The sequence below is a fragment of the Pseudoalteromonas sp. SWYJ118 genome, from assembly GCF_015864505.1.
Classification (GTDB): domain Bacteria; phylum Pseudomonadota; class Gammaproteobacteria; order Enterobacterales; family Alteromonadaceae; genus Pseudoalteromonas; species Pseudoalteromonas arctica.
The window spans coordinates 199,495-213,622 of sequence record NZ_JADYXC010000001.1 but is presented as its reverse complement, the minus strand read 5'-3'; the positions used below and the strand labels follow the sequence as shown (position 1 = coordinate 213,622).

The window sequence follows — 14,128 nt, the reverse complement described above, 5'->3', positions numbered from 1 at the left end:
ACAGCAGATCAGCTAGCTGATCTGCTTATTGTATTAAGTACTTTTTATACTTTAGGGTAATTTGAAGGGAAAAATGCTTTTTTAGCGTCTTCATCAAACTCTTTTTTAAATGCTACATCAGTACCTATTACGCGTGCACGTGCAACCGCTGGGCGCCTATCAATGCTTTCAAACCAACGCTTAAGATTTGGATACGGTGCTAAGCCCTCTTCACCTAATACAACCGGTGCTTTATCAATCCAGCCCCATGCAGATACATCAGCAATGGTATACGTATCACCCACAATAAAGTCGCGGCCCTCAAGATGCGTATCAAGTACTTCGTAATGGCGCTGCGCTTCACGTAAATAACGATTAACCGCATAATCAAGCCCTTCTGGCGCCATGTGTCTAAAGTGTACACTTTGCCCTGAATACGGACCCAAACCAGATGCAATAAACATTAACCACGACAGCATTTCAGCACGGTCATCGCCCTTGCCTTCTAGCTTTCCATATTTTTCAGAAAGGTACATTAAAATAGCATTCGAATCGAACACACGCGTTTCACCATCAACAATTGCTGGCGCTTTAGCATTTGGATTAATTGCTTTAAATTCAGGTGTATGTTGCTCACCTTTTAAAGTATCAAGAGGAACAAGTTCAAACGGTAAGCCTGTTTCTTCTAAAAAGAGTGCAACCTTCATTGGGTTAGGAGTATGGTGAAAATAAAATTTAATCATGTAAAGTTCCTCAATAATTGAGCAACGATTAAAACACAACTTGAGCGGGTGTTCAAATTAAGTTTTAACCAAGTAAAATATACAGTTAAAACGTGATTTAATTGTGAGTATTTCGTGATACTTCATTCGTAAATATCATTTAGGCTGAATGCAATATCAACCTTTGCGAGAAGTAACATGCCTTTTAAAGCACTATCCCGTCCATTTTTTATCTCACTTGTTGGGTTAATAATTTTTTGCTTTCAAAGCCAAGCTGCTGAGCAAGTAACTATTTCCAGTACAGCTAATCCGACTACCTTTTTAGAGCTTTACACATCGCAAGGTTGCAGTAGTTGCCCACCAGCAGAGCGCTGGATTTCAACGTTTACAGATGATGAAAAGCTATGGACTGATTTAATCCCTATTAATTTTCATGTTACTTATTGGGATTATTTAGGATGGAAAGACCCGTTTGCCTCTGCTGTTTTTAGTAAAAGACAACGTACTTATAAAGCACTCGGTAAAAGTAGGATTGTAGCAACCCCAGGATTTATGGTTAACGGCAGCGGGTGGCAAGGTTGGTTTTATAAGCAAGCTATTCCTGTAGCTAAAGCCCCTCATTTAGGTAATTTAAAAGCGACTATAAACAATAGTAAAATTAATCTCGAATACGATACTGTTAATACCAAAGATGATACTAACCAAAACTTAATAGCCCATGTAGCTCTGTTAGGCTTTGGCATAGAAACACAAATACACAGCGGCGAAAACGCAGGCCATAAGTTAAAACACGACTTTGTTGTTATTGGCTACGAGCAAAGTGACATGCAAACTAAGCAACAATTATCATTAACTGACTTAAACCTGCCTCGCGCTAAAAAAATATCGCCAACAAAGCAAGCCTTAGTATTTTGGGTATCTGAAAAAAGCGACCCTACCCCACTACAAGTTGCAGCAGATTGGTTTTAATATGGATAAAATAAACAGCTGAAGTTTAAAAATAGGCCACCATTACACCTTTAACTATACAGCTTGTTAGTAGTCCACTCATACCCATATACGTAAACATAAAGCGTTGTTCAGAATCTGTTTTAAACACGAAAGCGACTAAATAAAGAGAAGCAATAATAGCTACGCTTAGCATAAGCCCATAAATAAATGAGCCGCAATAGTGTGGTAATACAGCTAAAGCGAGTGCGGTTAAATTAGTGCCAAAGAATGCTACGGGCTTTTTAATACCGCGTAAAATGGCAAATAGCGGTATAACAAAAGTAAGACAATACAACCAAATAATATGAGTAGACCATCCGTAACTTAAGGGAGCTTTAACTTCAAAAGTAGAAAGCTTAAAATTACTCGTAAATGTCCATGCAGCATTAATAATTATACTTACAATAAAAGCCCCAATAAATAGAGCGACTAACACCGCAATTGCACCGCCTGCGGTAGCCCCTGCTTTCTCTTTTTCTATAATTAAAATAATGACACTTAACAGCCCACTTAATTGTAACCACTGCCAATAATCGCTCGTAAATAGAGGAATAGCAGCTAAAACGATCGTAGTTATAATTAACTTACTTCCATCATTTGAGCGCAATAAATAAAAGGCCATTATGGCAATATAAAATAGAGCCGTTACATCAGGCATATCAACAACTTCCTTGTAAAAATATAATAAAAACCAATAAACGCAGCGATTATACCTATTACTGAGCCCCTATAAAATCCGATAATTGTGTTTACTTTTTAGCTGTGCAATATTAACTCACTATAAAACACAAGGATCGCTAAGCCTATCTAGAGGTTTGGTATAAAAACTAAAAAGGATGAATATGATTAAGCCATTTTACGCTAGCTGTTTGTTAGCCCTCTCGCTATTAACACCCAGCCTTGTAAAAGCCAACCCGACAGCCTCGCAATATCAGGAAATTCTTAACGAGAACCTTGCTGAAAACGAGCCTGGGGTATCGGTAATTATAAGTAAGAATGACAAAGTACTTTTTAAAGGAGCGCGCGGGCTTGCCAACCTTGAACATAACATTGCACTTAATGAGCAAAGCGTTTTGCGTTTAGGTTCTATTTCAAAACAATTTACTGCAGCTGCAATTATGATGCTGCAAGAGCAAGGTAAGCTAGCGGTTACCGATGATATTCATAAGTATGTTGCAAACTTCCCAACAGAGGGCAACCTCGTCACAATCGAAAACTTATTAACCCACACCTCAGGCATCGCCAACTACACAGATGACGACGACTTATTCGATAAAGAAATACAAGTACCCACCAGCGTTGACGATGCGTTAGCGAGATTTGCCAAACACCCAATGGTGTTTAAACCCGGCGAAGCCATGGCTTATTCAAATACCGGTTATTCACTGCTTGGTAAAATAATTGAAGTAGCAAGTGGCCAGTCTTACAAAGACTTTATTGAACAACTCATATTTAAAAAGCTAAAAATGAACCAGAGTAGTTATGAAGGGCAAGAAATTGTTGCCCATCGCGCCTCTGGGTATGAGCAAACAGAGCAAGGATTTATCAACACCAACTACATTAATATGGATTGGCCATATGCCGCAGGTGCGCTTATATCTACTCCAACTGACTTAAACATTTGGTTTAGTGCGTTATCGTCTGGCAAGCTTATTAGTAAAGCAAGTTATGAGAAGATGGTAAGCCCTTTTAAATTAAATGACGGCAGCTTTTCATCCTATGGTTACGGATTAATTATTAAGCCTTTGAATGAATACACCGTAATTAAACACACTGGCGGAATAAATGGTTTTTTAGCGCATGCACGCTATATTCCAGAACAAAAGCTATATGTTGCAGTACTGGCTAATTCAAACCACATAAACCCTATTTTTATCAACGAAAAACTCACAGCCAGAGTACTAGGTATTGCACTCCCCGAGTTTAAAAAAGCAGAGGTAACAGAGCAGCAATTAGCGCCCGTATTGGGTGATTATCGTATTGATAAAAACACCTTACGCAGCCTAATTTTTGAAAATGACGTTTTGTATTCAAAGCGCACTGGTGGCGATAAAACAAAACTTATTACGATGTCTAAAAATAGCTTTTACTATCCTAATTCAAACAATTACTTAGTAATAGAAAAGAACAGCCAAGGGCAATTAGTGATGAAGTACTTTAGTGGGTTATCAATAATCCCTACTGAGGCAATTAAAATTTAATTTCAAGATTATCTAAATAAAAATGCCCGAAGTTCACTCAAGTCGTAACCTCGGGCATGACTGGTTTTATCGTGATTCTGAGGTAAATTAAGACCCTATTAATTTGATATTACGAAAACCTTCACCAGATTCAAAAATGCAGCTTACTCAAAGAAACTAAAAATTTACTGCTGACTCAATAACCACTCCTTTGGCGCTTGCCCTGTTTTTTTTCTAAATACACGAGCAAGTGCAGAGCCATTTTCGTACCCAACCTGATTAGCCACTAAATCCATATTTTGATTTTTTAAAATAAGCTTTTTAGCAACTGACAAACGCCAATCAGCCAAATAGTCAGCTGGTGTTTGCTCTATAATTAGCTTAAACGTGTCAGCAAATTTAGAGCGCGACATGCCACACGCCTCAGCCATAACACTAAGCGACCAGCTTTGCTCTGGGGTTTGGTGTATTTTTATTAATACCTTAGCCAACTGAGGATGGGCAAGCCCTGCCATCATCCCGGTTTTAATGGTGCCCTCTTCTAATACCTTGCGCAAAACACTAATTAAAAATACATCGCATAAGCGATCTATAATTAAATGCTTACCGCTGGCGTCTTTAAATGCCTCATCAAAAATCCAAAAAGCGCTCTGCGCTAATAATCCATCACCCGTTAATTCGTAATTTAAGCAAAAAGGCAGCGCCTGCAATAAAGGGCTATGCCCGCCGCTTTGATAGTTAATTTGTGCACACACTAAATCAGCACCGTCACCCTTATCCGAAAATAAACAGTGCCCTGTAGAGTGAGGAAAAAAAATAACCGAAGGCGTAGACAAAACTACTTCAAAGCCACTATTACTACGCACTTTTAACGTACCAGAACGTAATAAATGTAAATGCCCAACACCTTGATCGTCACTAAAGTCACTCGTACCGCACATGTTCCCACTAAAAAACACATTGGCATTAAGCGAAAAGTGACTCAGTACACTCGAAAGTACGTCCATAAGCGCCTCTTTGGATTATTGGTATGAAAATATAGACTAATAGACGCATATTAACCAAGCAATAACGATAAAGTACAGTTGAGTTTTAAACAAACACACTAATTAAATTACCCTTTGGAGATACACATGAAATTTTCGACACTCACTAAATCAGCTTTTTTTGCAGCATCAGTCCTTGCAAGTTCACTAAGCTTTGCAGCAGACATAGACGCAAATGCAGACGTTAACGACATTGCAATTAGTGGCTACGATACCGTTGCTTACTTTACCCAAAACAAAGCGGTAACAGGCAGTTCTGAATATACCGCAACGCATAAAAATGCCATTTATAAGTTCAGCTCAGCTAAACACCGTGATTTATTTAGAGCTAACCCAGAAAAGTACGCACCGCAATTTGGTGGCTTTTGTGCGTTTGGTGTATCAATGGAGAAAAAGTTTGACGTAGATCCTGAAGCGTTCAAAATTGTTGAAAACAAACTTTATTTAAATCTTGATAAATCGGTTCAAAAACAATGGCTAAAAGACGTACCAGGCTTGATTACTTCAGCCAATTCAAACTGGTTTGACATAAAAGACAAAACAGCAAAAGAGCTTTAATAAAACCAATTTAAAGTTAATTTTGAGGTTGCTTCGGTTTATAACCGTTCACCCTCAAAATGCCATTTAAATTAATAAAATTTTAGGTTTAAGCTCTTAATTTAACTAATATTACTTTGATTTATTAAGCATCGCTTTTAAATCGGCAAATGGAGAATGCGTCGCAGCCTCAACTTTGCGATCTGTAGTCGACCCGCCATACATAATATGCTCGTGGTATTTATTGTGCTCATTGTCGTGGCAATAAATACACAATAACTCCCAGTTACTTCCGTCTTCAGGATTATTACTGTGGTTATGATCAACATGATGCACCGTTAACTCACGTAAATTAGAGTATTCAAACTCACGAGCACAACGCCCGCATACCCAAGGATATAATCTTAAGGCTTTTATTCTATAACCTTCCTCTTGCTTAACATAAGCCTGAGGTACATCGTTATTCTTACTCATAATATTCCAGTTAAATTTGTTATTTCTATGCTTAACAAGTAAATAGCCAATATGTTAAAGCAAATATAAAAGTAAAAAGTTCGTAAGGGATCTAACTTAAGCTACGTTTCGTATAAGTCAGGTCTAATTATAAAGTTGAGCAACATGGAAAATATATTCCAAACAAGTCGGTTTTTGGTCGTAATCGCCGTTATTACCGCTGCAATATCATCATTACTCGTTTATGTTTCATGCATTAATATTGTAGCTAATATAGTAATAACAACGCTATTTGACCTGCCTGATTCAGCTAAAGCCGGTAAAGCCCTAATAGTTGAACTACTGAAAATTCTTGATTTGCTACTAATCGGAATTACCTTACAAGTTATTGCTATTAGCTTGTACCGACTATTTATAACACCATCTAAGCCTGAGGAAAGTAAATTTCTTGCTGCTTTTAATATTAAAGACTTTCATGATTTAAAAATAACTCTGGTACAAGTAACTTCGGTTGTACTGGTAATACTATTTTTAGAGCACGCAGTTGAGTTCGGCGGCACAATAGAAACACTCTACTTAGGTATTGCCATTGCGATCGTTATTGCAGCATCTACATTTGCATGGCGCTCAATGAAAGACTAACTAAGCACTCATTACTATTAAGTAATTACATGCAGGTGTAATTACTTATCCCTAAAATTCTGCAAAAACTTAAGTGAGAGCCCCAGCACTCAATATTAAAAAAACTTAATTACTGACAAGTCACCAAAAGAAGTATCTATATGCCTACCTGTTTGCTCCCACGCACGTAGTACTACCATGAGTTTTTTGTTACTTGAAGTCCAAGAAATACCACCGCCGTATGCCGCTACTTTTTCACCGCCCGAATCTTTTAACCCCAGCCCAGGGTCTGTATTTCGAATATTTCCCTTACCTACTTTGTATTCAGCAAATACGTGAACATTATGCGGCAACGAAAATGATAAAAGCGAGCCAATACTCGCCCCGTACGAATTAGAAATTAACTTAGTGACCTGTGGTGCAGACGAATTTAAAAAATCAGCCTGAAATACAATATTATCTTTATTCTCAAGGGATACATGCTTAAAAGACCACGCACCAACAACACTTAACGACAAGTCAAATTTGCTGCTTAGCTTTGGTCTATTAAGAAAAAAATGCTCAAACAAAGACTCTTTATTATTAAAGGTATAAAAGTTGTGTTGGCCAGATAGCTCAAACTTGGTTGAACGTGTATTTTGCGAGAAAATTTGATCCGTTTGATTGCCGCTTAAATTGCTAGCCGTGCTTTGCAGCCCTTCAAGCGTTTGATAGTTAAATGTGATTTTAGAATTTTTAAATTTTCTATACGAAAGCAGTATATCTTGTGTTTTTGTTTCAACATCATCTTCAAAAATATCGGCTGAATAACCAATTTCAATGTCGTTAATATCAAAAAACACACCCACACGTTGATTGTTTATGGGCTCTAACGAAAACAGTGTTTTTTGATTACTCCCAGCCAAGTCGTCATATATTAACGCGTGGCTAGTGTTTGGGTTTGAAATAGTGGTTCGTACCGACTTTAAGTCAAAATCGAAAGCCAATACAGCACCAGATTGAAATGCCGCTAAAACAGCAAAGCTCACAATAACCAAGTAATTGCGATTCATTAAAAACACTCAAAAATTAATTTGTATTAGAGTAGCGTTTTTTTTACCTTAAATTATCACAAAAGGTTAACAATTGATGAAAACTTTAAATAATGCGCTTTATGCCATTTTTTGGGGTGCTTTCAAGGTCAAACTCACTTACATGCTTAATTAGCTCTGGGAAGAATGCTAAAAACACGGCTTCTAATTCATCGTAATTCCGTGCTATGTCATCAGCCGCGCCCGCAAAAGTGTTGGTAAAGCGAATACGCTTGGCAATATTGTCAAGTGCTAGCCCTATTCCATCTATGGTTTCGTATTCTTTAAACCAATCGTTTTTAGTCATACTTGTTACAACATGCTGCATACGCGTTGGCATAACAGGTATGCGATTATTTAAAAGCTGATAGCTGGTGTACTTAAAATCACTTAAAGGTTGCTCGCTAAAGCGCTGCCAATGCACAATTAAAAAATGATCAAACACCACATCAATAGCTACACCAGCAAAGCGCTTACGCTCGGGTGAAAAGTACTGTTTAGCGTGTTTTACTGCGCGGTGAGAGTCGGTAAATTTATCGACTAAATAGTGGTTATCGAGCCCGTTTTTAACCGTATTTGGTAAGTGTTCTACATGCCTTTTACCACCAAAGTCGCCCAACAAGTTCCCAAAGTGAGAATCGGCTGTAGGCTGTGCTAAATAAAGGTGAGCTAAATAATTCAAAGTGTTCTCGGGCTTAGTATTAATACAGTTAAAATAATAACTTAATTGTAAGCGCTACTTAAAGTTAGATTTTATGCCTAATCAAAAAAATAGCATAAAAAAGGTGAAACTAAGTTTCACCTTTCATATTAATTTTGAAACTAATTAGCTAGCATTACGCTGTAGAAACGTTACTTGCGCCTGCATTGTTAAGTATTTCTTCAATAGCGTTTTTGTTGTCACTATCGTACTTAATACCAATTAATATAGAGCCTTTTTCAATGGCGTCTTCATAATACTTAATTTCGTGCTCGGGGATAAACGCACCAACTGCGGCACCTAAAGTACCACCTACTGCAGCGCCTGCGCCACCAGCGGCAAATGCAGCGACTAATGGACCGGCAACTAATAAGCCTGTACCACCTGTTGCTACAGTCCCTACGGCAGTAAATCCACCAATAATTGCAGCAAGAATACCACCCGAAGCCGCGCCAATAAGGCCACCTTCGGCAGCTTTAGTACCTTCGTCTACAGCAAAATCTTCCTTTGCGTATGAGTCGTTGGCTACAATACTAATATCAGCTTCATTAATACCTAAAGCTTCTAATCTATAAATTGCGAGTGTTGCTTGTGATGCACTTTCGAATAACCCAGTAATAACGGTACTCATAATAACTCCTTTATTTATTTAAGAAAATACATTTACTACCAAGCAAAACTCAAACCAAGTAAATTATCGTTTAAAATCAACAATATAAAACAAAGCCCTGTACTAACACTCTTATTATTAGAGTAAAAATTGCTAAATTTTGTAAAAAACTCCTATCTACATAAACAAAATTCCTTGCGAAATAAAGAGAGGTTTTTATCACTCTCTTGTTTATGGTTATTACCGTGCTTACCAATAAAATTAAAAACACCAACAGAGCATTATTTTTCATGCGATTTGAAGGTTAAAACAAAGACGCTTATCCTCTTCAATTCCCCTACCCAGTTACAATTGTGTTTTATTAATTCAGTAAAGAGTCAGTCTAATTTTGTTATCACTGTGCTTCATTTTTCGGTGCGCATGAATCGTAAAATACTGTGCTAAATCTCCTTTTTATATTGCCCTGCTATCAGCAGATATAGGCCGCCCATGGATTACGAAAACAACTTTTTAAGTCAATCACAACAAGCTGCACTGCAACAAGCGATGGTCAATACCAAGCTTTTAAACAGCACTTCAATAAATACTAACAACATGCCAACACCTGAACAGCAAGCTTATGGTGTTATTGCTGTCGCGCTTTACCGCTTTAATTTACAAAAAATAAAATGGTCATTATTTTTAAAAACAGCAATAAAATTAACTACTAATGTTTGCCAATGGCTGGCCACCGAACTCACAAGATGCCAGCAAGAATACAAAGCCCAACCTAATGACGCTGTAATAATTGAGCAAAACGCTCTTTTGAATGGTATTTTTAGCGAAGAACTCGCCTATGTCGGTGCCTTACTAGGAACTGAAGCACAAGCTTAATATAGCAAGTAACAAAGCCCACCAACCAATAACGCCCAAGTATACTTTTAAAGAAAAAGGTTATGGCTAAAAATAAATATATAAGAGAGGTTCAAATATAAAGTCAGCAATCTTGCTCGTATTATAAAAAAATCAATTTCAGTATTACAATCATTACAGCCCTTGTGGTATGCATTTTAAAGTTGAAGCATGAATTATTCCTTCATTGCTTCAACATTCAAAAGTTCGAGTTGATATCGTTGCTTTTCAAATCTTGTTTTACTGCTTTTTGATAAAACGTCAAAAAATACAAACCAGCCTAAAGCAACCTGACTACCATCGTGCGATAAGCTAGCGCTCAAATAACTAAGATAGGCTGTATTAGATGGAGAATTTGATTGGTTGATTGGATCATAAGTTTTGTCTAGTTCGGCTGCTAACAAAAACTCATTTTCTAAAAAGTTTAGTTTAAAAATAGAAGCCTTCGCTTTTATGTAATCTCGCCTTTTGCTTGCTGTGATCCCTGAAAGTAAAACATCGCCTGATTTGCTCAACATAAATTGTCGGTTAAACCTCAGGTCGCCCATTACCTTAGAGTCAGAACTGAAATTCGCCACAAGTACAGACCTACTAATATTTGCTGGTACTTTAGTTACCACTTTATCTGGACTTAGTTCATTTTGTTTTAACGTGACTATTTGGTCATTTGGCAAGCGGACAGCCTGCCAGCCTTGCGCTGTTTTTTTCCATAATTTAATAACCGGATGAGCAATGGTTACCTCTACAGGCGTATTAAGTATATGGAACCTTGTGTTATTTTGCTCAGGTTGAATGTATTCACCTATCGCTAATACATCGCCTTTAAGATTAGTTGCAATATCAACCCCTGACATTTTATTAGAGTCAGGCAACGTAGCAAAATTAGTAGTGACTTGATAAGTGTTGTTAACTAACAAAAGCTCTGTCACAAAACCCTGATAATTTTTTCCATATTGCTCACTTTTAGCCAAAGCGACAAATAGCCTTTGTCCATTATTAACACTCAGCAAGCGGGTTACATTCCACTCATCCCACTCCTTAGGAAGCCTTTGTTTTATTATCGGTTTACTTGGGTTGGCAATATCGTAAACAACTAATTCAAAATTGCTGAGCATGACAATTTTTTTACCATTTTCAGTAATATTAAAACGCCAAGGTCGATAACTATCTGCCGAAACACCTGTATTCTCATCGGGGAAACTTTTTTCTGCTTTAAAATCATTAAATTTAAAACTAACTTTTTTTTGCATACCTATTTGCGTTACGTGCGTGCAAATATTGGGATCGTATTTACAGTTATAAACATAACCTTGCTCACTATTACTGTCATACTGCCAATCATCTAAGTGGTAAACTCTATCGCTTCGATATTCAAGTTGCCCAACTTTTTTACCTGCCATTTCAAAATCAATTTTACTTAAACTAACTTGAGGTGAATCACTAGGGAATATTCTACCAAAGGGAGAGTGTTTAATGAGCGGAAAAGCGTCAGACGATTTAAAACCAGTTAACTGATAAAAAGGGATTTCAACTAATTCTCTCGACTTATTTAGCAAAACCATATCATGTTTATAATAAGTCACATTACCTAATAATGAGTTGGCCGTTTTTGCTTTGTGAACGGTTTTATGTTCAAACTTAACCCCTTTGTTTTCTACTGGTTTAGTTTGTATATGAGAAGGCGTTGCTTGCGGCTGGCTATAAGTTGATACAGAGCTAAAACAGCCACGTAAATTAGCCGCAATAATCACAATCAATACAATCGTAATAAGTACGATATATTTCCCTACACCACTATTAGTTTGATTACTAGATGACTGACTTGAATTATTTATAGGGGCACTGCGCTTTACTGCAGACTTAATATTCGGTTTTATATTTTTTTTAACTTGCGCTTTTTTTTGATTAAGCTGGCAATGTGGACAAGCTTTTTGCCAATAGGCATGATCTGAATTTTGTTTACATACTTTGAGCTTTAAACTTTGTTCTAGTAGTAACTTTTGCCATATATTAGCTTTAGTTCGAACTCTACTCGTTAAACTTTGAGTAAATGCTTTTGACAAAACGTCAGGAAAATCAGTGTGTATACTCCACGGAGAAGGCTTTATTTTTGCATGAACTTTTATTGCATATGGATAAAGGCCCTCAGTAATTTTAGTTTGGTTGTCGCTTGGTAAAGAATATCCATTTTTAGATACGCCTTGGAATGGGTGTAAACCGTTATTTAACAGCTGAAAGAGTATTGTAGTCAACGCGAATAAATCTTGACCGACTCCTAACTTTTCAGGTGGTATTCTACCGCCAAAAGCTTCGGGGGCAATATAACCAGACGTATATTGATGCCCCTTAAATCTCTTTTTATCACCTTTAATCGAAAAGCCGTCGCAATCTAAAACCATTACATCACCAGTGTGCTTATCAAAAGATAAGTTTGCTGGTTTTAAATCAATAATATAATGACCCAAACGGTGAAGCTCTGCGACCTTACTCGCTAAACTAATCGCAACGGTAACCCTAAACTTATAACTGTCGGTTATTTTTAATGACTCACGCAAGCGTTTAGAAAGTAACATTTCAATAGTGTAGCAACGACTTAAATCAAGTAGAGGCATTGCATAACCAATAAAGTTATTTTTTTTATCACTTATAACGGCAACAGGCCAACAAATTCCCTCTGCTGTCGGCGCATTCGACAACATCTGCCACAATTTATCTTGCCGTTGCATATCTTTGTTTGGATCATGATAAATTTTTAAAGCTAACTTGTTGTCAATAGTAGCGTAAATAGTGCCATCAGCACCGCTATTAATCGGCTTTTTTTTGTACTGTACTTGCGCTGTTTTTCCATCAAGATAAATTAGGTTTACGCTATTACTCATTCAATAACCAAACTAAGGTTTTATCATCGTTTGTAATACTATTGGTACGAGGATCATTTAAAGTGTTTTTTAGTGCGTGGCGTCCTGTTGCGTCATCTACACTAGCTAAGTAATTGTGTATCGGTAACAAAAAGTTAGTTGTGGGTCTATAAGGATTTGTTAATGCAGCAAAACTAGCCGCGCCATCAGACATTAAAAACCAGAGTTTATAACGTTCTGGAGCACACATAATACGTAAGTGAGATTGCCAATCAGGTAAAGTAAAAAAATAAGTGGTTTCGGCAAATTCGCCATTTTCAGGTTCGCTGACAATAAAATCAGACCAATCTTCAGGGTTAATACCAATAACAATCCCATCACCAATATGAAACACTAAACTTCCCTCATGAGAAGTTGCCACGCCACATAAGGTGGAATGATAATCCGATATTTCGCCTTGCAGGGCAACGCACTTTCGAGCTTCACTAATTGCAGTTTTTAAGCTTACTATTGCGCTTTCGCCAATCGTTTTTTCTTGAGCTAATGCTTCACATACTTTATCAATTAATTGCTTTGAGCCTAGATGTGAATATTGCGCAGAGCCTGCTCCATCAGATACACAAGCGACAAGTCCCATTGCCGTTTTTTTTACTTGCCAAGCGTCTTGGCAAGGTATCTTGCCATCAATATGCGAGGTACCAGTAACTGAGCAGCCAAGAAATCGCCCAGCCATTAAATCTCAACCTCGGCCCACTCATCGGCTGAAGGAAGGCGTACTTTTTGACCAGGAATACTTGCTGATACTGTTGCCATAGAACGACTAAGCCAAACAAAAAGTTCTGTAAAATTTAATCCTTTCAATTTTTTTGCTGATTTATTAGAAAACTGCCCCAGCGCTGCAAAATCTGCGCCTTCAGTACCTATTGGAAAAATAACAACTTTTTTATCTTCTTCAGCTTTACGGCACGCATCAGCTGATTGTTCCCAATCCAAATCTGTCGGACAGCCATCAGATAATACGATGATCCAAGGTCGAGTACTTGAAATACCATTCTCGTCGTATACTAATTTTTGTTGTTGTACCTCATTAAGTGCCGTCGACATTCCTGCACCTAATGGGGTTAAGCCTCCGGCTTCAATTGTTGGTGCTTTAAAATCTACAGCATCTACCCATGGCTGTATTACCTCTACATCATCATGACCTCCAACAGCTAATACAAGAACCTGCACTTTTAATGCGGCAGACAAATCACTTTTTAATTGTTCTTCAAAAACTTTAAGACCAAGGTTGAGCTGCTTTAGAGGCTCACCAGCCATTGAGCCAGAAGCATCTAGCACCAACACACATGGAGTTCTTTGATTAGCGTTATCGATAAATTCAACGCCTGGAATTGCATCATTATGCATAAGTAATTAAGTCCTTTTAAATGGGAGATTTTTAATCAATAATTTAGAGTTTACTAAATTTTTA

General features: G+C 37.4%; 15 protein-coding genes. 5 read left to right on the top strand and 10 right to left on the bottom strand.

The genetic code is table 11. The features are described 5' to 3' along the window. Positions 1-44: 44 nt before the first annotated feature. Complete coding sequence (locus I6F48_RS01080) at positions 45-722, bottom strand: glutathione S-transferase family protein (protein ID WP_197118638.1); 678 nt, start codon at positions 720-722, stop codon at positions 45-47. A gap of 177 nt (positions 723-899) precedes the next feature. On the opposite strand from I6F48_RS01080, the gene I6F48_RS01075 reads away from it, so the two are divergent. Then, complete coding sequence (locus I6F48_RS01075; protein ID WP_165740882.1) at positions 900-1,670, top strand: DUF1223 domain-containing protein; 771 nt, start codon at positions 900-902, stop codon at positions 1,668-1,670. Between the two features lie 25 nt (positions 1,671-1,695). Here I6F48_RS01075 and I6F48_RS01070 read toward each other — a convergent pair whose 3' ends face one another. Further along, a complete protein-coding gene (locus I6F48_RS01070) occupies positions 1,696-2,349 on the bottom strand; it encodes a hypothetical protein (RefSeq protein WP_165740883.1) in 654 nt (217 codons plus the stop codon). Positions 2,350-2,533: 184 nt separating this feature from the next. Here I6F48_RS01070 and I6F48_RS01065 point away from each other — a divergent pair, with 184 nt between their 5' ends. After that, complete coding sequence (locus tag I6F48_RS01065) at positions 2,534-3,892, top strand: serine hydrolase domain-containing protein (RefSeq protein ID WP_197118637.1); 1,359 nt, start codon at positions 2,534-2,536, stop codon at positions 3,890-3,892. A 164-nt stretch (positions 3,893-4,056) separates the two neighbouring features. On the opposite strand, the gene I6F48_RS01060 is transcribed toward I6F48_RS01065, so the two are convergent. Then, the gene (locus tag I6F48_RS01060; RefSeq protein WP_197118636.1) at positions 4,057-4,878 is read right to left on the bottom strand and encodes an AraC family transcriptional regulator; all 822 of its coding nucleotides are present in this window, start codon (positions 4,876-4,878) and stop codon (positions 4,057-4,059) included. 126 nt (positions 4,879-5,004) lie between these two features. Here I6F48_RS01060 and I6F48_RS01055 point away from each other — a divergent pair, with 126 nt between their 5' ends. Beyond that, a complete protein-coding gene (locus I6F48_RS01055) occupies positions 5,005-5,475 on the top strand; it encodes a YHS domain-containing (seleno)protein (protein WP_197118635.1) in 471 nt (156 codons plus the stop codon). Positions 5,476-5,586: 111 nt separating this feature from the next. On the opposite strand, the gene I6F48_RS01050 is transcribed toward I6F48_RS01055, so the two are convergent. Then, positions 5,587-5,928: a YajD family HNH nuclease gene (locus tag I6F48_RS01050; RefSeq protein ID WP_007581433.1), complete on the bottom strand. Its 342-nt coding sequence runs from the start codon at positions 5,926-5,928 to the stop codon at positions 5,587-5,589. A 144-nt stretch (positions 5,929-6,072) separates the two neighbouring features. Between I6F48_RS01050 and I6F48_RS01045 the strand changes: the two genes are divergently transcribed. Further along, positions 6,073-6,549, top strand: coding sequence for a YqhA family protein (locus I6F48_RS01045; RefSeq protein ID WP_007581432.1), 477 nt, complete (start codon positions 6,073-6,075; stop codon positions 6,547-6,549). A gap of 95 nt (positions 6,550-6,644) precedes the next feature. Here I6F48_RS01045 and I6F48_RS01040 read toward each other — a convergent pair whose 3' ends face one another. The 3 genes from I6F48_RS01040 to I6F48_RS01030 all read right to left on the bottom strand — a co-directional run bounded on the left by I6F48_RS01040 (position 6,645) and on the right by I6F48_RS01030 (position 8,929). Continuing rightward, on the bottom strand, positions 6,645-7,580 hold the full coding sequence (locus I6F48_RS01040; protein WP_197118634.1) for a hypothetical protein: 936 nt from the start codon (positions 7,578-7,580) through the stop codon (positions 6,645-6,647). A gap of 85 nt (positions 7,581-7,665) precedes the next feature. Next, on the bottom strand, positions 7,666-8,280 hold the full coding sequence (locus I6F48_RS01035; protein ID WP_197118633.1) for an acyl carrier protein phosphodiesterase: 615 nt from the start codon (positions 8,278-8,280) through the stop codon (positions 7,666-7,668). Between the two features lie 154 nt (positions 8,281-8,434). Then, positions 8,435-8,929: a hypothetical protein gene (locus tag I6F48_RS01030; protein WP_165727652.1), complete on the bottom strand. Its 495-nt coding sequence runs from the start codon at positions 8,927-8,929 to the stop codon at positions 8,435-8,437. A 468-nt stretch (positions 8,930-9,397) separates the two neighbouring features. Here I6F48_RS01030 and I6F48_RS01025 point away from each other — a divergent pair, with 468 nt between their 5' ends. Next, the gene (locus I6F48_RS01025; protein WP_024607151.1) at positions 9,398-9,781 is read left to right on the top strand and encodes a hypothetical protein; all 384 of its coding nucleotides are present in this window, start codon (positions 9,398-9,400) and stop codon (positions 9,779-9,781) included. 194 nt (positions 9,782-9,975) lie between these two features. On the opposite strand, the gene I6F48_RS01020 is transcribed toward I6F48_RS01025, so the two are convergent. The 3 genes from I6F48_RS01020 to I6F48_RS01010 form a co-directional block, all read right to left on the bottom strand. Next, complete coding sequence (locus I6F48_RS01020) at positions 9,976-12,264, bottom strand: hypothetical protein (protein ID WP_231615164.1); 2,289 nt, start codon at positions 12,262-12,264, stop codon at positions 9,976-9,978. Positions 12,265-12,670: 406 nt separating this feature from the next. Then, on the bottom strand, positions 12,671-13,390 hold the full coding sequence (locus I6F48_RS01015) for a PP2C family serine/threonine-protein phosphatase (RefSeq protein ID WP_197118631.1): 720 nt from the start codon (positions 13,388-13,390) through the stop codon (positions 12,671-12,673). Next, complete coding sequence (locus tag I6F48_RS01010) at positions 13,390-14,064, bottom strand: vWA domain-containing protein (protein WP_197118630.1); 675 nt, start codon at positions 14,062-14,064, stop codon at positions 13,390-13,392. The genes I6F48_RS01015 and I6F48_RS01010 overlap by 1 nt, the downstream gene beginning before the upstream one ends. Positions 14,065-14,128: the final 64 nt, after the last annotated feature.